The following is a 22,360-nucleotide window of genomic DNA, read 5'->3' on the forward strand; positions in this document are numbered from 1 at the left end:
CTTCGTGGACATGGTCCCGGGGCGGACCCTAGGCTGGCGCTATGAAGCTGACGAAGTACACGCATTCCTGTGTCCGGCTGGAAAAAGACGGCAGGGTCCTGGTCCTGGATCCGGGCAACTTTTCGGAATCGGCTGAGGCCCTGCAGTCCGCGGAAGCGGTCCTGGTAACGCACGAGCACGCCGACCACATTGACGTTCCGGCCGTGGTGGACGCTTTGCGCGCAAACGCCGGACTGGCAGTCTTCGCCCCTGCGCGTGTTACCGGCCAGCTGCAGGACAAGGCCACCGGCGAAGCCGCGCGCATTCACGCCGTGAACCCGGGCTCCACCTTCCAGGCGGCCGGTTTCACCATCCGCAGCTTCGGCGGCCAGCATGCCCTGATCCACCCGCAGATCCCCATCGTGGCCAACATCGGCTACCTGATTGACGACAATGTCTACCATCCGGGGGACTCCTTTGTGATCCCGGACGGCATCAGCGTCAAGACGCTGCTGGTTCCCCTCCACGCGCCGTGGAGCAAGGCAGCCGAGGTGCTGGACTTCGTGATCGGCGTCAGGGCGCCGCGCGCATTCCAGATCCACGACGGGCTGCTCAACGAGAACGGCCTGAAGGTTGTGGAAGGCCATGTCCAGCGGATCGGTGCCAAGTACGGCACCGAATACACGCACCTGGCGGCCCGGGAGTCTGTGGAGGTCTAGGCCGGGTCTCCGGTCCAGGTGCCCGTGTCCATGAATTGCCGGAGGACCGCTTCGTACGGCGCCGGGTCCAGTCCCTGGGCGGCCAGCCAGTCCTGGTTGTAGTAGTTGCCCGCATAGCGTTCACCGCCGTCGCACATCAGCGAAACGATGCTGCCTGAGCGGCCCGTCGCCACCATCTCTGCCACCAGCTGCCACACACCCCAAAGGTTGGTCCCGGTGGAGGGGCCGGCGTGGAGTCCCGCAATGCCGTGGAGGTGGCGCATCGCGGCCACTGACGCGGCGTCCGGCACCTGCACCATGCGGTCGATCACTGACGGCACGAAGCTGGGTTCCATCCGCGGCCGCCCGATTCCCTCGATCCGGGACGGCAGGCCTGCCGGTGCGCCGGACGTGCCCCGCCAGCCCGGGTAGAACGCCGAATTTTCCGGATCCACCACCAGCAGTTGTGTTGGGTAGCTGTGGTAGCGGAGGTACCTGCCGATGGTGGCACTGGTTCCGCCGGTGCCGGCTCCCACCACGATCCACTGGGGTACAGGGTGTTCCTCCAGCGCGAGCTGGCCAAAGATGGATTCTGCAATGTTGTTGTTTCCCCGCCAGTCAGTTGCCCGCTCGGCGTAGGTGAACTGGTCCATGTAGTGGCCGTTGCAGGTCTCCGCGACCTCCTGTGCGGCCGCGTACACCTCGGACGCGTGCTCCACCAGCAGGCAGGACCCGCCGAACTGCTCGATCAACGCGATCTTCTCGGGACTGGTGGTGCGTGCCATCACGGCAACAAAGGGCAGTCCCAGGAGCTGCGCGAAATATGCCTCGGACACAGCCGTGCTGCCGCTGGAAGCCTCCACGATGGTGGTGTCCTCCCGGATCCAGCCGTTCACCAGCCCGAAGAGAAACAGGGAGCGGGCCAGCCGGTGCTTGAGGCTGCCGGAGCGGTGCGTGGACTCGTCCTTGAGGTAGAGGTGGACGCCCCAGTGCTCCGGAAGGGGAACAGCGTAGAGATGGGTGTCGGCGGAGCGGTTGTTTTCTGCCCTGATCTTGCGGATTGCCTGGTCCGCCCAGTCCCGGTCCGCGGTGTACCGGCTGGCGCTTCGCTCGATCTTCACCGCACCAGCCTACCCGCGGCGGGAAGGGCTGCCGATAGAGTGGATCCGTTGGCCAAACCACCGCTGGAGGAGTGCAGTGAACCCCCTGATGGACGTTGCCGGTCTGCTGGCCCGCCTGGCGGATCACCGGCGCACGGTACTGCTGGATGTGCGTTGGGCGCTGGGCGATCCCCACGGCTACCGCCACTACCTGCAGGAGCACCTGCCGGGTGCCGTGTTTGTGGACCTGCAGACAGAACTTGCTGCCCCTGCGGTTCCCGAACGGGGCCGCCACCCGCTGCCGGCGGCCGAGGATTTCGAAGCGGGCGCCCGGCGCTGGGGCATCAACGACGGTGACGTCGTGGTGGCCTACGATGACAGCGGCAACATGGCGGCGGCGCGGGTGTGGTGGATGCTCCGTAACGCCGGGCTGGCGGAGGTATACCTGCTCGACGGCGGCCTGGCCGCCTGGCGTGCCGCGGGGCTTCCGCTCGAAGCGGGGCCCGTTGTTCCGGACCCCGGCGGTGTGCATCTGATGAACGGGAAGATGCCGGCCATCGATGCCGCCGCAGCGGCCGCCTGGCCGGACGCGGGCCTCCTGCTCGACGCACGGGCGGGGGAGAGGTACCGCGGCGAGTATGAGCCCATCGATCCGCGGGCCGGGCATATCCCCGGGGCCATCAGTGCGCCGACATCGGAAAACGTGGACGGCAGCGGGCGGTTCCTGGCCTCTGCCGCGCTGCGCCGCCGCTTCGAGTCGATAGGCGTCCGCGACGGAGTGCAGGTGGCGGTGTACTGCGGATCCGGAGTTACTGCCGCCCATGAAGTCGCAGCCCTGGAAATCGCAGGATTCCCCGCTGCACTTTATCCGGGCTCGTTCTCGGAGTGGTCCAACAACCCGGCCCTGCCCGTGGCCACCGGGGCTGAACCGGGCCGCGGCAGCGGATGGCCGGGTGGCACCACGCCTCCGGGCAAGGGTAGCGTCGCACTATGACTCCAGGACGCCCCGTACCTCCGCCCCTTGCCAAACCAGTCGCCCCGGAAGCTGCCACTCCTGGAGCAACTGCTGTCGACGGCGGCCGCCCCGCTGCCGCGTACGGCGCGACGTCACCGGACAGCGGACTCGTGCCGCTGACCCTTGCCCGGCGCACCCCCCAAGCCGACGACGTCGAAATAGCCATCGAATTCTGCGGCCTGTGCCACTCGGATGTGCACGCCACCCGCGGCGAGTGGGGCGGCAGCACCTGGCCGCTGGTGCCCGGACACGAGATCGTGGGCACCGTCAGCCGGGTGGGTTCCGCTGTTGCGGACTTCGCCGTGGGTGACCGGGTGGGCGTGGGGTGCCTCGTCGATTCGTGCCGTCACTGCGAAAGCTGCCTGGACGGCCTTGAGCAGTACTGCGAAAACGGCATGACCGGCACCTACGGTGCCGTGGACCGCCGGAACGGTGACGCCGTCACCCAGGGCGGCTACTCCTCGTCCATCGTGGTGGACCGGCGCTACGTCCTGCGGGTGCCGGAATCCCTTGCCCCTGCCTCCGCTGCGCCACTGCTCTGCGCGGGAGTGACGACCTTTTCCCCGCTGCGGCACTTCGAGGTCGAAGACGGCGATGTTGTGGGCGTGGTGGGGCTGGGCGGCCTGGGCCATATGGCCGTCAAGCTTGCCAAGGCCATGGGAGCGAGGGTGGTGGTGTTCACGACGTCGGAGGCCAAGGTTGCGGCCGCCCTTGAGCTCGGCGCGGACGAGGTTGTCCTGTCCCGGGACGGGGACGCGATGGCCGCCGCCAACCGTACCATCGACCTCATCATCGACACCGTGGCAGCTCCGCACGACCTCAACCCCTACTTCCGGACACTCCGCGTTGACGGTGCACTCTTCCAGCTGGGGCTCCCCTCGGAGCCGATGCCGCCCGTCAACCCGGGAGCACTGATCCGGCGCCGGATCGCCTACGCCGGCTCCCTCATCGGCGGCATTGCAGAAACGCAGGAGATGCTGGATTTTTGCGCGGAGCACGGAGTGGCCGCGGAGATCGAGATGGTCCGCGCCGACCAGCTCAACGAAGCCTACGACCGGATGGTGGCAGGCGATGTGAAATACCGGTTTGTGCTGGACACCAGCACCCTGCACGCACCCGCCAAGGAGGCACACGCATGAGCACACTGTTTACCAGGATCCTGAACGGCGAAATCCCCGGACGCTTTGTCTGGCGGGAACCGGAGGTAGCTGCCTTCCTCACCACCGGGCCGCTCGCGGACGGCCACACGCTGGTGGTCCCCACCGAGGAAGTGGACCGCTGGACCGACGCATCCCCGGAGACATTGGCCAAGGTCATGGAAGTGGCCCGCCGGATCGGCGCGGTCCAGGTGGAGGTCTTCGACGCGGCGCGGGCAGGCCTGATTGTGGCCGGCTATGAGATCAACCATCTCCACGTGCACGTCTGGCCTTCCCGGAGCATGGCGGAGTTCAACTTCGCCACCGCGGACCAGAACCCGGACCCGGACGTCCTGGACGCCAATGCGGAGAAACTCCGCCAGGGCCTTCGGGCTGCGGGATACGGCGAGTTCGTCCCGGCCTGACCTCCAGTCCGGCGTGGACCCGGCTGCGGGTCCGCGCCGCGACAGGGGGAGGGACTCCTAGGCCGGGGCCAGCGCTTTGTTGAGCACGGCACGGATGCGCTTCTCGGACACCGAGTACGCTGTTCCGAGCTCGACGGCGAACAGGCTCACCCGGAGTTCTTCGAGCATCCAGCGCACCTGGGTTAATTCAGGTCCGGCCTTGCGTCCCGGAAGCAGGGCAGACACGGCGTCGTCGTAGTCGTCCTCGAGCCGCTGCACCACGGCCATGTTGAGGGCATCCCGCTGGACGTTGCCCGGCAGGCGTTCCAGCCGCTTTTCGATGGCGGAAAGGTACCTGGGGAGCTGGCTGAGCTGTGCATAGCCCGTCCGTGCTACAAAGCCCGGATACACCAGCTGCTCCAGTTGGCTCTTGACGTCATTGAGGGCAGAAATCAGCGCCAGGCTGGTGGTCCCCTTCAGCTGCTTTTCGATCCGCCGGGTGCTGGCAAGGATGCGCTCCACCACGGCCGTCACACTGAACACCGTATCGATCAGTTCTGCCCGGACCACCTCATACAGGCGGTCAAAGGACGCCCGGTCCCACGGCAGTTCCTGGGGCGTGAGCTTGTCGATGGCAGCCAGCGCACAGTCGGCAATCAAGGCCGAGACGGAGCCGTGCGGGTTCTGGCTGAACGTCAGTTTCTCGGTGTTGCTCAAGTGCTCCAGCACGTAGCGGTCCGGTGCAGGGACGCGCAGGGCCAGCAGGCGGATGACGCCCCCGCGCATCGCTTCCGCCTGTTCTGCCGCCGTCTGGAACACCCGGAGCGCCACCGACGTTCCTTGGTCCACAAGCGCCGGATATCCCGTGACGGTGTGGCCCTTGACTGAGTTGCTCACCTGCCGCTGAAGGGTCCCGAAATTCCATTCCGCCAGGCCGTCCTGCTCCCTGAACCCGGCTGCATCTGCGGGTCCCGGCACTGTGGCCGGCTGCCGTGCTCCGGGGGAACCGCCGTCGAACGCTGTCCCGGACGCCTGCGCCGCTTTCCTGCCGTTGCCGGAGGACTTGCCGCTGCCGGGTGCCGTTGAGGCGGGCGTGGCGCCGAGGGATTCCGCAATGGCCCGCCGGGTGGCCGGAGCCAGCTTCTCCTGCAAGGCTGCGAGGTCCTTGCCCTCATCCAGGACCTTGCCCCTGCTGTCCACCACCTTGAAGGACACGCGCAGGTGGGCCGGGACGGCATCCCAGTTCCACGATCCAGGCGGGACGATATGCCCGCGGATGCGGCGCAGGGCAAGCTCAAGGGACGGCTCCAGGTCATCGGCCGCCGGATCAAAGTCGGCTTCCAGCACTGCCACTGCCTGGCGCGCCACATCCGGGGCAGGAACGAAGTTCTTCCGGATCTGCTTGGGCAGCGACTTGATCAGGGCTGTCACCAGCTCCACGCGCTGCCCGGGGATCAGCCAGCGGAAGGCTTTGTCGTCCAGCTGGTTGAGGAACAGGACCGGCACCTCGGCGGTAACGCCGTCGGAGGGATTGGGCGGTGACCCCGGAGCCACCGGGTGGAACTCGTAGCTCAGCGGAAGCTCGAAGCCCTTGTGCAGCCAGGTTTTGGGGTAAGCGGAGTCATCGAGGCCGTCCGCGTCATCGCTGAGGAGGAGCGACTTATCGTAATCCAGGAGGTCCGGGTTCTTCTGCCGCGCCTCCTTCCACCACTTGTCGAAGTGCCGCTCGGACACCACGTCAGGTCCGATCCGCGCATCGTAGAACTCGAACAGCGTTTCGTCATCCACCAGGAGGTCCCTGCGGCGCATCCTGGCCTCCAGCTCCTCCACCTCATGCAGAAGCGCCCGGTTGCGGTGGAAGAACTTGTGGTGGGTTTTCCAGTCGCCTTCCACCAAAGCATGGCGGATGAAGAGTTCCCGGGCGACGACGGGGTCAACCCTGCCGTAGTTGATCCTGCGTTGGGCGATGATGGGCACGCCGTAAAGGGTGACCTTCTCGTAGGCCATCACCGCACCCTGCCGGGTGGACCAGTGCGGTTCGCTGTAGCTGCGCTTCACCAGGTCCGGCGCCACCTGTTCGGCCCACACAGGATCGAACTTCGCAGCCACCCTCGCCCAGAGGCGGCTGGTCTCCACCAGCTCCGCTGCCATCACGAACGTGGGCGACTTCTTGAAGAGGGCCGAGCCGGGGAAGATGGCGAACCGGCTGCCCCGGGCACCTGCATACTCGCGCTTGCGTTCGTCAAGGATGCCGATGTGGCTCAGGAGCCCGGAAAGAAGGCTGATGTGGATGCCCTCGTTGTTGCCTACGGGATCGGCAAGGCGCTTGTTGTCGAGGCTGATGCCGAGGGGCCGGGCCAGTTGCCGCAACTGGGCAAACAGGTCCTGCCACTCCCGGACCCGGAGGTAATTGATGAACTCGGCCCGGCACATCCGGCGGAAGGCAGACGACGAGAGCTCCTGCTGCTTCTCCTGGATGTAGTTCCAGAGGTTAAGGAAGCCGGTAAAGTCCGAGTTCTCGTCCTTGAACCGGTTGTGCTTTTCCGCCGCGAGTTGCTGCTTGTCTGTTGGACGCTCGCGCGGGTCCTGGATGGTGAGGGCAGCGGCCAGGATCATCACCTCGCGGACGCAGCCGCGTTTTCCCGCCTCCACGATCATCCGGCCCAGCCGGGGATCCACCGGCAGCTGGGCAAGCTTCTGCCCGACGGCGGTGAGCCCGCCGCCGCTTTTCGCCCCGTCCGTCCCGTTCTGCGGCCGGGCGGCAGCGAGGGCGCCGAGTTCCCGGAGCAGCGTCACGCCGTCGTTGATAGCCCGCGTTTCCGGTGGTTCCACGAACGGGAAGTTTTCGACGTCCTTGGGGCCGCGGGCCACTCCCATGGCGGTCATCTGCAGGATGACGGCAGCCAGGTTCGTCCGCAGGATCTCCGGATCCGTGTAGAGGGGCCGGGACTCGAAGTCCTCCTCGGAGTAAAGGCGGATGGCGATGCCGTCCGAGACGCGGCCGCACCGCCCCGAACGCTGGTTGGCGGACGCCTGCGAGACGCGCTCGATGGGCAGGCGCTGGACCTTGGTGCGGTGCGAGTACCTGGAGATGCGGGCGGTTCCGGTATCGATCACGTATTTGATGCCCGGCACGGTCAGCGAGGTTTCGGCCACGTTGGTGGCCAGTACGATCCGCCGCTTGTTGCCCGGGTGGAACACCTTGTGTTGTTCCTGCAGGCTCAGGCGGGCGAAGAGCGGAAGGACTTCCGTTCCGGCCAGCCGGCGGTTGGACTGGATGCGGGCCTGCAGCGCGTCGGCCGCATCCCGGATCTCGCGCTCGCCGGAAAAGAAGACCAGGATGTCACCGGGTGCTTCGGCGGCAAGTTCGTCGACGGCGTCGCAGACGGCGTCGAGCGGGTCGCGGTCTTCCTCGAGTTCGTCGTCGGAACCATTCTCATCATCGAGGCCAGCACCACCGGGCGGCTGCGACAGCGGGCGGTAGCGGATCTCCACGGGGTAGGTCCGCCCGGAGACCTCGACAATGGGGGCGGGTTGGTCGGCTGTGCCGAAATGGTTGGCAAACCGTTGGGGGTCGATGGTGGCGGAGGTGATGATCACCTTGAGGTCCGGCCGCTGCGGCAGGATCCGCTTCAAGTAGCCCAGGATGAAGTCGATGTTCAGGCTGCGCTCGTGGGCCTCATCGATGATGATGGCGTTGTACTTGCGCAGCAGCTTGTCCCGCTGGATTTCCGCCAGCAGGATGCCGTCCGTCATCAGCTTGACCTTTGTGGCGCGGCTGACTTCCCCGGTGAAGCGGACCTGGAAGCCCACTTCCTGGCCGATGTCCACACCCAGTTCCTCGGCGATGCGCTCAGCCACGGTGCGCGCGGCCAGCCGGCGGGGCTGAGTATGGCCGATCAGGCCATTCTCGCCCAGCCCAAGCTCAAGGCACATCTTGGGGATCTGGGTGGTCTTACCGGAGCCGGTCTCGCCGGCAATGATGGTGACCTGGTGTGCTGCGATGGCTGCCATCAGGTCTTCGCGCCGTTCGGAGACCGGCAGCTCAGCGGGATAGGCGATGTGAAGTGTCATGTCTGCTGACAGTCTACTGCGGGCGCCCGGGCATCCCGCTTCGACTGCCTGCAGTTGCGGCCCTTGCTGGCCGGAGGCAGGTGTTGCCGGCTTAGAAGACGCGGAGCGTGTAGTTGATGCTGGGAAGGTCCAGGGCTGACCACGCTTCGTGGGATTCCACTGGAGGCGTATGTCCCCTTCCGTCACGCAGAAGCGCTGAAACGGTGGCGGCGAGAACGAGGAGGATCACGATGAGGAGGGCGGTGATGAGGAGTTCCATGCCTCCATGCTTCTCCTGTCAGCAGCAGGAAAGAAGTGGCAGAAATGCCCAAAAAGCTTAAATTCCTGCCACAATGGATGCATGCTCAGATCAGTGGCAGTCATCGTGGTTCCCAATTTCTCGATGTTCGAATTCGGTACTGCGTGTGAGGTCTTCGGCATCGACAGATCGGCCCGGGGCAGCGGGGTTCCGGCTTTCGATTTCCGGGTGTGCACCCCCTACCCGGGAAACGTGCCGTTGAAGTCGGGGCTGTCCATGGCCGTGGGCCTCGGACTCGAGGCCACAAAGGATGCGGACCTGGTCATCATGGCCCCCTACGGCCGGGACGACGAACTGCCCGAACCGGTTCTGGAGGCGCTCCGCGCTGCGAATGCCAGGGGCGCCTGGGTGATGTCCATCTGCTCCGGAGCGTTTGCCCTGGCCCGGGCCGGCTTGCTTGACGGGCGCCGCTGCACTACCCACTGGCACTATTCGGGCCAGCTGGCCGCCGAACATCCGCTCGTGCAGGTTGACGAAAACGTGCTGTATGTCCAGGACGGCAACATCATCTCCTCCGCCGGCACCGCCGCGGGGATCGATGCCTGCCTCCACCTGGTGCGTGTGGAACTGGGGGCGCACGTGGCTGCCGCGATCGCCAGGGACATGGTGGTTCCTCCGCACCGCGATGGCGGTCAGGCGCAGTTTATCGACCGGCCCATGCCCACCTGCGGTTCAGCCCCCATGGAAAAACTGCTGCGCTGGATGGTGGAAAACCTGGAGCACGAGCACACCGTGAATGAACTGGCGGCACGGGTCCACATGTCGCCGAGGACCTTTGCACGGCGGTTCAGGTCGGAAACTGGAGCCACCCCCGCCGCCTGGCTCAACTCGCAGCGTGTTCTCCGTGCCCAGGAGCTCCTTGAATCCACTGACCTCACTATCGACGAGATCGCCAGGGAGTCAGGCTTCGGGCACCCTGTCCTGTTGCGCCACCACTTCGCCAAGGTCCTGGACACCAGTCCGCAGTCATACCGCCGGGCCTTCCGCGGCCAGCTGGCCGGGGTGGGGTAGCTCCTGCCTGGCACAAGCGGTCCGGACTCCGGCCGAAGCCCGGCTTTCCGCACCACTCAGCCGGAGGATGCCCCGTCCTGCCGCCGCTGGGCGCGCGATGCCTCCGCCGCTTCCCGGGTGCTGTCCACCAGGACCCGCCATGGCCCGGTGACTGCCTGCTCCGGAAGTGCAGCCCGGTGCTGCCCCGCCCGAATGGCATAAATAAACCTGTCCGGCTGCTGCCCGGCGAACTTCTCCGCAGCGGCCCGTGGTGTCCTGGGCACCGAATCCCACGGGCACGCTTCAACAATGGGCTGCCACTGGTTGATAGCGGTCTCGGAACGGGCTTCCACCGTCCACACCCTAGGTATGGCGGCGATTCCTCCGGTGCGCTCAACGCTGATCTTCATGGCCTGGTCCTTGGGCTTCCCCTACAGCCCGGACGGCCGAAAAGCGCCGGCCGGGCGTCCGTTAAAGCTTGACCTTCACAGTTTCCCACGCCAGCTGTACGGCGTCATGCTCGGGGGACCCGGAACCGAAGAGTTCCATGGCAGACGCAGCCGTGGCGCGGGCAAAGACCCTGAAGGTGGCGGCAGGCGGAAGCGATCCGCCGGTGAGCGCCTCATACCAGATGCGCCCGGGGGAGCCCCAGGCGTTTCCGCCAAGAGACTCCGCTACCAGGTAGAAGGCACGGTTGGGGATGCCGGAATTGATGTGGACGCCGCCGTTGTCCGCGCTGGTCCTCACGTAGGTGTCCATTGAGTCCGGCTGGGGATCCTTGCCCAGAACGTCGTCGTCGTACGCCGTTCCGGGGGCCTTCAGGGAGCGCAGGGCGCGGCCCTCCACATCAGGCGTGAAGATGCCCTCGCCAATAAGCCAGCTGGCCTCAGCGGCGGACTGGTTGTTGACGTACTGCTCCACCAGCGCGCCGAAGACATCGGACATGGATTCGTTGAGGGCACCGGCCTGGTTCCGGTACACGAGCGCAGCTGAAAACTGGGTAACGCCGTGGGCGAGTTCGTGCCCGATGACGCTCAGGGATTTTGTGAACCGTTCAAAGACTTCACCGTCCCCGTCGCCGAAAACCATCTGCTTCCCGTCCCAAAAGGCGTTGTCGTAAAGCTGGCCGAAATGGACCGTGGCGTTCAGGGGCAGCCCCCGTCCGTCGATGGAGTTCCGTCCGAACACGTCGGCGTAGAGCCGGTGCGTGTGGCCAAGCCCGTCATAGGCTTCGTCGGCCGCGGCGTCGCCGACAGGTGCCTCGCCTTCCTTGCGCACCAGCGTGCCAGGGAGAATTTCCGCGCTGTTTGCGTCAAAGACGGTCCGGTGCGGTGGTCCGGGCTTGGCCTGGCGGACGCCTGCCGGAACGTCCGGTACGGGCTGGGCCCGCGCTGAACGAAACGATTCGACATGGCCTAGAGCTTCCCTGGCTGCCCTGGCCGCCGACGAAAACTCCGGCGCATCCTGTTTGGCCAGCCTCCTCAGCATGTAGGGCGGGACGATGGAACAGAACGGACCGTGCATGGCGTACCCCCTCAACTTGATGAATTCAGACTACGAGGAGCCACCGACAATCCTTGGCAGGCTCACGCCGCACCTGGTCTGCGGTACGAATCCAGACAGAATCCAGACTGAATCTTTCCCGTTCCCGGACCGTGGTCAGGACCCTCCGGCCAGCACATCCACGTGGACGTGGTCGAGGTGGCGCAGAATCTCGTTGCGGGGCTCGGGTGCGCGGTACTCCTGCCATAGCCCCCGGGAGCTGTGCACGCTCCAGAAGCGGTCGTCGAAAATCACGTACTGGATGTCCAGCTCGTCGGCATGGGCGACCAGCCAGTGGGCCAGCATCCACCCCGCACGCCGGTTCTCCCCGGTCACCGGGCGGAAGAAGACATCGACAGCCCGGCCGTCGTAGTGCGTGGATTCAGCTCCATGTCCCTGGCCGACGCCGCCTGGCGCGAACCCGCCCAGGCTTTGAGTGCCGAACACCTCGGTCACGGCTCCGCGCAGCCGCTCGGCACGGGGTGTCAGGCCGGTGTCACCCAGCTGCTGTTCCACCAGGCCCGAGGCGGCCGAGCCCCGGCAGCTCAGGGAAGGACCGGCGTCCCCGGGTGGGCCGGCGGCCAGCTGCTGCAACACCGCCGCGTCGATGCCGGAGGTGTCCGGTGACTCCACACCGCGGGCCAGGAGTGCGACGGCTGTTGTGGCCCGTTGCGCCTCCTCACGGTTGAGCCCTACCTTTCCGTCAGGGGTCTCCACAATGCACTCCGGGTTCCACACCAGCGAACCGCCGGCGCCCCGCAAACCGCTGAGCAGGCCCGGCCCAAGGAGTACCAGCGCTGATGCGAACAGCACAAAAAGAAGAAACCCCGGGAGCAGTCGAAGCGGCCCGCGCCGGCCTCCTTGAGTTCTGTCGCGGCTCAGCATGGGACCACACAGGTATGCCGCAACGGGACATCGGGGGTGGGACTGGCCAGCTCCCGGGGCAGGGCCGGCCCGGGAACTTTCGTGCTTGTCACGGCGTTTCGGCCTACGATGACGCGCCTTTCGTTGGGTGGCAGTGCTCCGGTGAGGGGAAAGGGGGTGCACTGCTGAAAGGTTTAATTCACAGCCCTGGCCAATAGTTCCCACGGGAGGAGTCCCGGGCCTGGGGTGCGGGTTGAATGCAGCACCCGCCGAAATGCAGAGAACCACCAGAAATCCGTGATTTCTGGTGGTTCTCGTTGGTGCCCTCGATAGGATTCGAACCTACGACCTTCTGCTCCGGAGGCAGACGCTCTATCCCCTGAGCTACGAGGGCAATCCGGGGTTCCTGCCGTTGCCGGCGGGACGTCCTAGAGCTTAGCAGTAAGGTGGCCCGCAAGGGAAAATCGGCGCGGCCGCACTGCCCCAGGCGCCTCCAAGCGGTGAAAAGTCAGTAGCCGGAGAACGAGTCAACGTGGACTTTTGCCGCCCCGGCCTGTTTGGCGGCCCGCCGCAGTGACGCAACGCTCGCAGGGGATCCCGAGACGTACACCTCCCGGCCGGCGACGTCGGGGACCAGGGCACGGATGGCCTCGCCGTCCACCCGCGTGCCTTCCCAGGACGCGCTGGCCAACCCCGACGGCGGCACGGAACCATCCGCCACGCGGACCAGGACGCGGATGCCGGCCGCCCGCAACTCATCCGCATAGGCAACCTCGTCCGCGCTCCTGGCCAGCAGGAGCAGCACTGTATCCCGCTCCCGCAACCCTCCGGAGGACACGTGCGAAAGATAGGGCGTGACGCCTATCCCGGCGGCAATCAGCAGGACAGGCTTGCGCGGATCGCGGGGGAGGACAAAATCCCCTCCAACCGACGTGGCCGTCACCTCGTCTCCCGGGTTCAGCGACAGGAGGACCTTCTTGGCTGCGGACAGGGGCTCCGCGGTCCGCACCCCGAACTTGACCAGGCGTTCACTGGGCGAACCCGTCAGGCTGAACACCCGGCGTCGTCCCTTTCCGTCCGATTTTGCGTGCGGAAGGTCCAGCTCCATGTATTGCCCAGGCACAAAGCGGACAGGCCGGGACGGCTCGAAACTGAACTCGGTGGTGCTGGGCGTCAAAGGCCTGGTTCCGGTGAAACGGAGGAGCACCCTGCCCCGCTGCCCCATCAGGAACGCGATCACATTGCCCAGCAGCAGCGCTGCCTCGGGAGAATTGGCCAGGAAACCGAAGTTGTAGGGGACGGCGAACACCACGCCAACAACAGCAGCCAGTGCCAGCTGCTGCCACCTCCGAGGCGGCAGCGTGAGTGGTTCGGTGAGCATGAAGCCAACAAAAAACAGCAGCGGCCGCTGGGCCAGGGATTGCCACAGCGCCATGCCAACGGACATGCCGGCCTGCAGCAGTTCCGCGGTGATGATGGCGGTGGCCACCGCAAGGAACACGGAGGCCATCAGGAACTTCCGGGTTCTGTGCAGGACCAGGAGGACGCCGGGCACCAGCACCCACAGCATGGCAGGGGTGGCTGCCCACCAGGTTGCGATATTGAGCCCGGTGAGCCCGGCCATGAAGGCTCCCGCCGCGGCGGCGTTGAAGATGTGGCGGCCGCGCCAGGCGAGCGCGTACTTTGATGCCGACGCGAGCACGCAGGCCAACGCCACGCCTGTCACGTCCAGCGGGGCGAACGAGGGCCAGAACAGGAAGTACAGCAGCAGGCCGGTGATGAGCGAGGACTCGGAGTGCGGCCGGACCCGGAACAGTGGCGCCAGCGCCCTGTTCGACGCGTACGTCAGGCCGAGGCACAGCACCAGGTGCGCCAGCATTTCGGGAATACCGAACGTCAGCCACCCAAGGGCATTGAGCACCAGGCTGTACACAGCCAGGACTGCAAGGACAAGGAGGACCAGCCGGTACATGGTGAACCGGCCCAGCGCGGTGTCCAGCCGCGCGCCCAGGGAGGCGCCCAGCGGCGCCTTCGGGGTTTCAACAGGGCTCATGTGAACAGTGTCCCTTCAAACTCTGCGGAGTGGGCTGCACTTCCGTCCGAGAAGACGGTCAGCCAGGAGAAATCGAAGGCCTGCTGGAGTCCGGCGCCGGGGACAAAGAAGAGGGCCGTTGCCAGGGCATCGGCCAGCATCGTGGTGTCAGCCAGCGCCCACGTCGCGACGGCGGTCCTGACAGGCCGGCCGGTCTTTCCGTCCAGGATGTGGTGCAGGCCGTCCCCCCAGGCGCGCCGGTTGGCTGCGGAGGCGCACAGCGCACGGCCCTCCAGCTGCACCACACCTATGGCCTGTGTTGGGTTGTACGGATGTTCCAGTGCCACCGGAACGGGATCCGGCCCCTTCACCAGCAGGTCTCCGCTGGCATCAACGATGAACGCGTCCACGCCTCCCGCCTCCAGTTCGGCAGCCACCAGGTCCACCAGCAGCCCTTTGCCGGCAGCACCGATATCCAGCACAACGGGAGCCGCGGTGGTGAGGGTGCTGCCGGCCCACTCCAGCACATCGTCCCAGGCCGGCGCCGGCAGTGCGGAGCCGGAGGGGCGAAGGGAGTAGCCGGCGCCGTACCCCAGTCGCTCCAGGCTTGGGCCGATGAGCGGAGTCATGGCCCCGCCGGTGGCCTCATAGAGAACCCGGTACAGCTGCCCCAACGCACCAGCCTCCGCGGCAAAGTCATACTTTCCGGGTTCCCTTGCCATGGCACTGACGCGGGAATCCGCCCTGAACCGGGACCAATCGGCGTCGAACCGCTCCACCAGGCCGAGCAGGCGCGCCCGGAGGAGGGGACCTAGGGGCCGGGGCGAGGATATCTCCCAGTGCGTGCCGATCCCCTCAAACGCAAACTCCTCCCAGCCGCCGCCCGGCACGTCCTACCTGGCCTCCGACTTGATCTGCTCCACTGCCTGGTTGAAGCCGCCGCTGGTGAGGGAGGAACCGGCAACCTTGGAAACATTGAGCTCATCGATGTTCCTGCCCACCACCTGCCCGGCGATCCCGCCGGCGAACTCGCCCTGGAACTTGCGGGTGTTCGGGTTGGACGGGTGCTGGGTGATCTGCACGTCCGTCACGGTCCCGGACGCCAGGCTCAGCTCAACACCCACAGTTTCGGTGCCGTTCGGCGAGACGTACGTTCCATCCGCGCTGTAGGTGCCGTCCTTGTAGCCGGATCCGCTGCCGGCCGGCGTTGATGCGCCGGGCGAGGGACTGCTTCCGGTGGTGCTGCTGCCGGAGGCTGCGGGCGCGGGGGAGGAGTCTCCGGCAGACGGGGCGCAGGCGGCCACCGTTCCTGCCAGGGACAGGCCGGCGATTCCGGCATAAACACTTTTACGGACTGAGGGTCTCATCAGGGCTCTCGTTTCGTCGGTGGATTCGGGGCAGGAACTGCTGGGTGGTTACGGTGTTGTCAACGCAAAACCCAGCGTATTGGTTCAACCTGTGACCGCCTTCACCGTTTTCTGTGGACCACCAGGCATCGGAAACGCCCCGAATTACTTGCTGTTACTGGGCCCCCGGTAGGCTAGAGGGGTGACTCCCGAAGAACTCTCCCTCGCCATATCCGCCTGCCTGAAGGAAGCCGTCGCCGCCGGCGACATCGCCCTTCCTGCATCAGCTGTGCCTGATGAGGTGCGCGTGGAGCGTCCAAAGAACAGGGACCACGGAGACTGGGCCACCAATATCGCCCTTCAGCTGGCGAAGCAGGCGGGCACCAACCCACGGGACTTCGCCACGATCCTCAGCGCACGGCTGAAGTCCATCGACGGCGTGTCCGCCGTGGACATCGCCGGGCCGGGGTTCCTGAACATCACTGTGGACGCCGCTGCTGCCGGTGCGCTCGCCAAGGCGATTGTCGAAGCCGGAAAGCAGTACGGCACCAACTCGGCTCTCGCCGGCCACACCGTGAACATGGAGTTCGTTTCCGCCAACCCCACCGGGCCCCTGCACATCGGGCACACCCGCTGGGCAGCCTTGGGGGATGCGATCGCCCGCGTCCTGCGCGCCTCCGGTGCCGAGGTCACCGCCGAGTACTACATCAACGACGCCGGCACGCAGATGAACGTCTTCGCCCACTCCGTCTACAACCGGCTCCACGGGCTTCCCGTGCCTGACGGCGGCTACCCCGGACAGTACATCGCCGACCTTGGCCACGAGGTGCTTACCGAGCACCCGGACATCCGCGAACTGACGGAAGTAGCGGCCCTCCCGGTCATCCGCGCCGCTGCCTACCAGGCGCAGATGAAGGACATCAAGGCCACCCTTGCGGACTTCGGCGTGGAGTTCGACGTCTTCTTCTCCGAGCAGGAACTGCACGACGCCGGCGCCATCGAAAGTGCCGTGGCGCGGCTGCGCGAGCAGGGCCACGTGTTCGACGACGGCGGTGCGGTGTGGCTGCGGACCACGGACTTTGGCGACGACAAGGACCGGGTGATGATCCGCGCCAACGGCGAACCCACCTACTTCGCCGCGGACGCCGCCTACTACCTGTCCAAGAAGGACAGGGGCTTCACCGAGAAGATCTACCTGCTGGGCGCGGACCACCACGGGTACATCAACCGGCTCAAGGCCATTGCGGCCTGCGCCGGCGACGATCCCGAGCTCCACATCGAGGTGCTGATCGGACAGCTCGTGTCCGTCAACGGAGCCAAGTTGTCCAAGCGGGCCGGAAACATCATCGAGCTCAAGGACCTGATCGACTGGCTCGGGAAGGACGCTGTCCGCTACTCCCTGGCCCGGTTCCCTGCGGATTCGCCGTTGACCCTCGATCCCGAGCTGCTGAAGAAGCACAGCAACGAAAACCCGGTGTTCTACGTCCAGTACGCGCATGCCCGCTCCCGCGGCGCCGCCCGGAACGCCGTGGCCGCAGGTGTGGAACGCCAGGTGGACGGCCAGGACTCCTTTGACGCCTCCCTGCTGGACCACGCCACGGAGAACGAGCTGCTCTCATACCTGGGCAGCTACCCCTCGATCGTGGCCAAGGCCGCCGAGCTGCGCGAGCCGCACCGGGTGGCCCGGCACCTTGAAGTGATTGCCGGTGCCTACCACCGCTGGTATGACGCCTGCCGAATTGCGCCCATGGGCGATGAAGCCGTGACCGACGTCAACCGCACCCGGCTGTGGCTCAACGATGCCACCAGCCAGGTGCTGGCCAACGGCCTCGATCTGCTGGGCGTTTCCGCGCCGGAACGGATGTGACCCCCATGTCACCGCAGAGCAAAGACTCCCCGCTGGCACCCGAATGGCTTTCGGTTCCTGCCGACCTCAACACCCTGGAGCCCAAGATGTGGGCACAGGACGCAGCCCGGAACGATTCCGGCGAACTCACCGTCGGCGGCATTCCGGTCAGCGAGCTTCAGCAGCAGTACGGGACACCACTGTTCGTCATGAGCGAGAACGATTTCCGCGCCAGGGCACGCGCCTTCAGCGACGCCTTCAACAATGCGTTTGCCGATATCTGCGGGGGAGTGGACGTCTACTATGCCGGCAAGTCGTTCCTGTGCACCGCCGTGGTGCGCTGGGTCGAAGAGGAGGGCCTCCGGCTGGATACTGCTTCCGGCGGTGAGCTTGCCGTCGCGGCAAAGGCCGGCATACCCGGCGCAGACGTTGCCTTGCACGGCAACAACAAGTCCGACCTCGAGATCCACCGTGCTCTGGACATGAAGCTGGGCAGGATTGTGGTGGACAGCCTCGGCGAGCTGGTCCGGGTGGGTGACATCGCCGAACGCCGGGGGGAACAGGCCAAAGTCATGCTGCGGCTGACGCCCGGCGTACACGCCCACACCCACGAGTTCATCGCCACTGCCCACGAGGACCAGAAGTTCGGCCTTTCCATGGCAGCGGACACCACTGAACAGGCCGGCCTGTCAGCTGCCGAGGAAGCCGTCGCGGCTGCGTCGGCGCATCCGGGCATCGAACTGCTGGGGCTGCACTGCCACATCGGCTCCCAGATCTTCGAACCGGACGGTTTTGCCCTGGCCGCCCAGAAGCTCCTCCGCTTCCTCGCCGCCATGCAGGAAAAGTACTCCATCGTCCTGCCCGAACTGGATCTTGGCGGCGGCTACGGCATTGCCTACACGCCTGTGGACACCCCACGCCCCGCAGCGGAAATTGCGGAGGCGATGGCCGCCGTCGTGCGTTCCACCTGCGCTGAACTGGGGATCGACTCTCCCCGCATCTCCATCGAACCCGGCCGCGCCATTGTGGGCAGCACCACCTTCACCCTGTATGAGGTGGGAACGCTCAAGACCGTGCGCGTGGACGCGCCCGCCGGGGACACGAGTGACGCCGGCAACAACGTTACGTATCCGCGCCGCTATGTTTCAGTGGACGGCGGCATGAGCGACAACGCCCGCCCGGTGCTGTACGACGCGGATTACTCGGCAATCCTGGCGTCCCGCACGTCCGCAGCGGGCCCGCAGCTGTCCCGCGTGGTGGGCAAACATTGCGAGAGCGGCGACATAGTTGTTAGAGATGTATATCTGCCCGAGGACGTGGCAGCCGGTGATCTGCTTGCTGTACCGGGTACCGGCGCCTACTGCTGGGCCCTGTCAAGCAACTACAACTATCTGGCCCGGCCGGGCGTTGTCGCGGTGCGCGACGGATCTGCCCGGCTGATTGTCCGCGGGGAAACCGAAGAAGATCTGCTCAACCGCGACATGGGAGTCTGAATGACCGAATTGCGAACCCTGAAAGTGGCCCTGCTGGGCTGTGGCAACGTTGGGGCCCAGGTTGCGCGGATTCTCATTGAGGACGCCGACACCCTTGCCGCCCGCGCGGGCGCGAAGCTGCAGCTGAGCGGCATCGCCGTGCGCAACGTCCACGCCCAGCGCGACGTGGACCTCCCGCAGGAGCTCTTCACCACCGACGCCGACACCCTGGTGAAGGACGCGGACCTGGTGATCGAGCTGATGGGCGGCATCGAGCCTGCCCGCACGCTGATCCTCTCTGCCCTCCGCAACGGTGCCTGCGTTGTCACGGGCAACAAGGCGCTCGTGGCGCAGGACGGCCCCACCCTGCACGAGGAGGCTGACAAGGCGGGCGTCCAGCTTTCCTATGAGGCCGCCGTTGCCGGCGCCATTCCTATCCTGCGGCCCATCCGCGACAGCCTCGCCGGCGACCGCATCACGCGCGTCCTGGGCATCGTCAACGGCACCACCAATTTCATCCTTGACCAGATGGACACCACCGGAGCGCAGTTCGCCGATGCCCTCGCCGAAGCGCAGCGACTTGGCTACGCAGAGGCGGACCCCACTGCCGACGTTGAAGGCCACGATGCCGCCGCAAAGGCCGCCATCCTTGCCTCGCTGTCCTTCCACACCCGGTTTGCCCTGGAAAACGTCCACTGCGAAGGAATCACCTCGGTGACCGCGGCGGATATCGCTGCGGCCAAGGACGCCGGCTTTGTCATCAAGCTGCTGGCGATTGCGGAAAAGCTTAATGTTGCAGACACAGAAACAGGCGGCGGCGAGGGCGTTTCCGTGCGTGTGCACCCCACGCTGCTTCCCCGCGAGCACCCGCTGGCCGCCGTTCACGGCGCCTTCAACGCGGTGTTCATCGAAGCCGAGAACGCCGGCGAACTGATGTTCTACGGACAGGGAGCCGGCGGTACCCCCACGGCGTCCGCTGTCCTGGGCGACCTTGTCTCGGCCGCGCGCAGCCTGGTCCTCGGCGGCCCGGGCCGGACGGAAACCACCACCGGCCAGGTTTCGGCGCTGCCGATCGATGCGGCTGTCACCAGCTACTACATCGGGCTCGACGTCGCCGACCAGCCCGGCGTCCTGGCCAGGATTGCCCAGCTCTTCGCCGAGCATGGCGTGTCCATCGAGATCATGCGGCAGACCATCCACCGCGACGCGGAGTCCAACGTGGAATCCGCCGAGCTGCGGATCGTCACCCACCGTGCGTCAGAGGCTGCCCTTGCGGCCACCGTCGAGGCCGTGAAAGGCCTGGACGTCATCAATTCAGTTACATCCGTTCTGCGGGTAGAAGGAGTCTAAGTGGCTCACCAATGGCGCGGTGTCATCCGCGAATACGCTGACCGTCTGCCCGTGACGGAATCCACCAGGGTGATCACCCTGGGCGAAGGCGGCACCCCCCTGGTGCATGCCCAGAAGCTCTCCGAGCTCACCGGGTCCAAGGTGTACCTCAAGGTGGAGGGCATGAACCCCACCGGCTCCTTCAAGGACCGCGGCATGACCATGGCCATGACGGCCGCCGTGGCCTCCGGCGCGCAGGCGGTAGTCTGCGCCTCCACGGGCAACACCTCCGCCTCCGCGGCTGCCTACGCCACCGCCGCCGGCCTGAAATGCGCCGTCCTGGTGCCCGAAGGCAAGATCTCCATGGGCAAGCTCAGCCAGGCGATCGCCCACGGCGCCACGCTGCTCCAGGTGGACGGCAACTTTGACAACTGCCTGGACATCGCGCGGAAGCTGGGGGAGGCCTACCCGGTGTTCCTGGTGAACTCGGTGAACCCGGCCCGAATCCAGGGACAGAAGACCGGCGCCTTCGAAATCGTCGACGCGCTGGGCGACGCTCCGGACATCCATGTCCTGCCGGTGGGCAACGCCGGAAACATCACCGCGTACTGGAAGGGCTACAAGGAGTACTCCGCTCCGTTCGAGTCCGAAACAGCGGGCACCCTTCCCGCAGTCTCCACCAGGACCCCCGCGATGTGGGGTTTCCAGGCGGCAGGTGCGGCGCCCTTCGTCGCCGGCCACCCCATCACCGAGCCCGACACCATCGCCACGGCCATCCGGATTGGCAACCCCGCCTCGTGGGACGGTGCCATCGGCGCCCGCGACGAATCCGGCGGACTGATCGACTCCGTCACGGATGAGGAAATCCTGAACGCGCACCGCTGGCTCTCCGCCCGGGAAGGCGTCTTCGTCGAGCCGGGATCGGCCGCCGGCGTGGCAGGGCTCCTGAAGAAGCACGCCGCCGGGGAAGTCCCCTCAGGCAAGACCATCGTCATCACCGTCACGGGCCACGGGCTCAAGGACCCCCAGTGGGCCCTGCGCACCGAGGACGGCAGCGACGTGCAGCCGGTCAAAGTACCCAACGACGTGGTCACCGTTGCTGCTGAACTGGGACTGGAAGAAAAATAGCCTTGGAAACCACCTCGCCGGCCGCCGTCGGACTGCAACCCATCGAGGCCGGCCAGATCGTCACCGTTCGGGTGCCGGCAACCACGGCCAACCTGGGCCCGGGCTATGACAGCCTGGGCCTGGCCCTTGCCCTGCACGACACCCTGACGGTGGAGAGCCTGGAAACGGACGAGCTGCTGTTCGAGCTTCGCGGCGAAGGCGCGGAAAGCCTGCCCCGGGACGCGAGCCACCTGGTGATCAGGGCCATGGAGGCGGCGTTCGAACGGTTGGGCTTCCGCCACGGCGGCCTGAAGGTGACCGCTGACAACGTCAACCCCCACGGGCGTGGCCTGGGCTCCTCCGCCTCCGCGGTGGTGGCCGCAGTCTCGGCGGCCAACGCCATGGTGCCCGAGGCGCACCGCCGGGGCCGGGACTGGATCCTGCAGCTGACCAGTGAAATCGAAGGCCACCCGGACAACGTCGCACCTGCCATCTTCGGCGGACTGGCGCTGTCCTGGCAGGACAGTGACCAGTACAGCAGCACCAGCGCTACGGTGGCGGAGCCGGTCATCCCGGTCGTTGCGGTTCCGGATTACGAACTGTCCACGGAGGCGGCGCGCGCCCTGCTGCCGGCATCGGTGGGCCACCACGCTGCTGCCATGAACGCCGGCCGCGCTGCCCTGCTGATCCACGCGCTGACGCACAAGCCCGAATTCCTGCTGGCCGGCACCGAGGACTACCTCCACCAGAGCTACCGGGCCGAGGCGATGCGGCCCAGCGCAGCCCTCATTGGTGCGCTGCGCGCCGCGGGTCATGCCGCCGTCGTCTCAGGTGCCGGGCCCACGGTGCTGGTCCTTGCCAACGGAGAGGCCGAAGCCGCCGCTGCCGTGGCTTTCATCGGCCAGTTCACCGCGGCCAACACGCCGGATATTGTCTGGCGCGTACTGAAGCTGGCAGTGGACGTCGAAGGTGCTAAGGTGGAGTTGCACCGGCGGTAATTCCGCCTATCTGATCTGCTATTGCACTTAGTTGCCGCTTGGTCTCTTACTGCGCAATCCATTCCGGTGCCGCCTGCTAGGTCTGTCGCAGGAATCTGCAGCACTCAAACTGCCCCTGAAGCGTCAGTCC

19 protein-coding genes and 1 tRNA gene are annotated in these 22,360 nt (G+C 66.3%); 10 read left to right on the forward strand and 10 right to left on the reverse strand.

The features are described from left to right. Positions 1–41 precede the first annotated feature (41 nt). Positions 42–698 carry an MBL fold metallo-hydrolase gene (locus IEX33_RS04060; protein ID WP_104184938.1) on the forward strand — a complete coding sequence of 219 codons (657 nt, stop codon included), beginning with the start codon at positions 42–44 and terminating at the stop codon, positions 696–698. Here IEX33_RS04060 and IEX33_RS04065 read toward each other — a convergent pair. Then, positions 695–1,798 (reverse strand): PLP-dependent cysteine synthase family protein, encoded by a 1,104-nt coding sequence (locus tag IEX33_RS04065; RefSeq protein ID WP_188727840.1) that lies wholly within the window; start codon positions 1,796–1,798, stop codon positions 695–697. The genes IEX33_RS04060 and IEX33_RS04065 overlap by 4 nt on opposite strands. Positions 1,799–1,874: 76 nt before the next feature. On the opposite strand from IEX33_RS04065, the gene IEX33_RS04070 reads away from it, so the two are divergent. The 3 genes from IEX33_RS04070 to IEX33_RS04080 are packed head-to-tail and all read left to right on the forward strand — an operon-like array spanning position 1,875 to position 4,353. After that, entirely contained in the window at positions 1,875–2,771 is an 897-nt protein-coding gene (locus tag IEX33_RS04070) for a sulfurtransferase (RefSeq protein ID WP_188727842.1), read from the forward strand. After that, positions 2,768–3,931 carry an NAD(P)-dependent alcohol dehydrogenase gene (locus IEX33_RS04075; RefSeq protein WP_188727843.1) on the forward strand — a complete coding sequence of 388 codons (1,164 nt, stop codon included), beginning with the start codon at positions 2,768–2,770 and terminating at the stop codon, positions 3,929–3,931. The genes IEX33_RS04070 and IEX33_RS04075 overlap by 4 nt, the downstream gene beginning before the upstream one ends. Further along, on the forward strand, positions 3,928–4,353 hold the full coding sequence (locus IEX33_RS04080) for an HIT family protein (RefSeq protein ID WP_104184935.1): 426 nt from the start codon (positions 3,928–3,930) through the stop codon (positions 4,351–4,353). Before IEX33_RS04075 ends, IEX33_RS04080 begins: the two co-directional genes overlap by 4 nt. 57 nt (positions 4,354–4,410) lie before the next feature. Here the strand turns inward: IEX33_RS04080 and hrpA are convergent, their stop codons facing one another. Then, the gene (hrpA, locus tag IEX33_RS04085) at positions 4,411–8,406 is read right to left on the reverse strand and encodes an ATP-dependent RNA helicase HrpA (protein ID WP_188727846.1); all 3,996 of its coding nucleotides are present in this window, start codon (positions 8,404–8,406) and stop codon (positions 4,411–4,413) included. Positions 8,407–8,497: 91 nt separating this feature from the next. Then, positions 8,498–8,665 (reverse strand): hypothetical protein, encoded by a 168-nt coding sequence (locus IEX33_RS04090; protein ID WP_181038013.1) that lies wholly within the window; start codon positions 8,663–8,665, stop codon positions 8,498–8,500. An 81-nt stretch (positions 8,666–8,746) separates the two neighbouring features. Between IEX33_RS04090 and IEX33_RS04095 the strand changes: the two genes are divergently transcribed. Next, positions 8,747–9,715: a GlxA family transcriptional regulator gene (locus IEX33_RS04095; RefSeq protein WP_188727848.1), complete on the forward strand. Its 969-nt coding sequence runs from the start codon at positions 8,747–8,749 to the stop codon at positions 9,713–9,715. Positions 9,716–9,771: 56 nt separating this feature from the next. Here IEX33_RS04095 and IEX33_RS04100 read toward each other — a convergent pair whose 3' ends face one another. The 7 genes from IEX33_RS04100 to IEX33_RS04130 all read right to left on the reverse strand — a co-directional run bounded on the left by IEX33_RS04100 (position 9,772) and on the right by IEX33_RS04130 (position 15,499). Continuing rightward, on the reverse strand, positions 9,772–10,104 hold the full coding sequence (locus IEX33_RS04100; protein WP_188727849.1) for a protealysin inhibitor emfourin: 333 nt from the start codon (positions 10,102–10,104) through the stop codon (positions 9,772–9,774). A gap of 61 nt (positions 10,105–10,165) precedes the next feature. Beyond that, a complete protein-coding gene (locus tag IEX33_RS04105) occupies positions 10,166–11,218 on the reverse strand; it encodes a M4 family metallopeptidase (RefSeq protein WP_188727851.1) in 1,053 nt (350 codons plus the stop codon). 135 nt (positions 11,219–11,353) lie between these two features. Further along, positions 11,354–12,049 (reverse strand): hypothetical protein, encoded by a 696-nt coding sequence (locus IEX33_RS04110; RefSeq protein WP_229675216.1) that lies wholly within the window; start codon positions 12,047–12,049, stop codon positions 11,354–11,356. 369 nt (positions 12,050–12,418) lie between these two features. Then, a tRNA-Arg gene (locus IEX33_RS04115) sits at positions 12,419–12,494 on the reverse strand. 114 nt (positions 12,495–12,608) lie between these two features. Then, positions 12,609–14,153, reverse strand: coding sequence for a ferredoxin--NADP reductase (locus IEX33_RS04120; protein WP_188727854.1), 1,545 nt, complete (start codon positions 14,151–14,153; stop codon positions 12,609–12,611). Further along, on the reverse strand, positions 14,150–15,022 hold the full coding sequence (locus IEX33_RS04125) for an FAD:protein FMN transferase (protein WP_188727856.1): 873 nt from the start codon (positions 15,020–15,022) through the stop codon (positions 14,150–14,152). The genes IEX33_RS04120 and IEX33_RS04125 overlap by 4 nt, the downstream gene beginning before the upstream one ends. A gap of 3 nt (positions 15,023–15,025) precedes the next feature. Then, positions 15,026–15,499: an FMN-binding protein gene (locus IEX33_RS04130; protein WP_188727858.1), complete on the reverse strand. Its 474-nt coding sequence runs from the start codon at positions 15,497–15,499 to the stop codon at positions 15,026–15,028. 181 nt (positions 15,500–15,680) lie between these two features. On the opposite strand from IEX33_RS04130, the gene argS reads away from it, so the two are divergent. Genes argS through thrB form a run of 5 tightly spaced genes read left to right on the forward strand, consistent with a single transcriptional unit; the run spans position 15,681 to position 22,230 of the window. Continuing rightward, a complete protein-coding gene (argS, locus tag IEX33_RS04135) occupies positions 15,681–17,345 on the forward strand; it encodes an arginine--tRNA ligase (RefSeq protein WP_188727860.1) in 1,665 nt (554 codons plus the stop codon). Between the two features lie 5 nt (positions 17,346–17,350). Beyond that, a complete protein-coding gene (gene lysA / locus IEX33_RS04140) occupies positions 17,351–18,817 on the forward strand; it encodes a diaminopimelate decarboxylase (RefSeq protein ID WP_188727862.1) in 1,467 nt (488 codons plus the stop codon). Next, a complete protein-coding gene (locus IEX33_RS04145) occupies positions 18,818–20,146 on the forward strand; it encodes a homoserine dehydrogenase (RefSeq protein ID WP_188727864.1) in 1,329 nt (442 codons plus the stop codon). Continuing rightward, complete coding sequence (gene thrC / locus IEX33_RS04150) at positions 20,147–21,253, forward strand: threonine synthase (RefSeq protein WP_188727866.1); 1,107 nt, start codon at positions 20,147–20,149, stop codon at positions 21,251–21,253. Between the two features lie 2 nt (positions 21,254–21,255). Next, on the forward strand, positions 21,256–22,230 hold the full coding sequence (gene thrB, locus IEX33_RS04155; protein WP_188727868.1) for a homoserine kinase: 975 nt from the start codon (positions 21,256–21,258) through the stop codon (positions 22,228–22,230). Positions 22,231–22,360 lie beyond the last annotated feature (130 nt).

The organism is Pseudarthrobacter scleromae, from assembly GCF_014644515.1.
GTDB lineage: Bacteria > Actinomycetota > Actinomycetes > Actinomycetales > Micrococcaceae > Arthrobacter > Arthrobacter scleromae.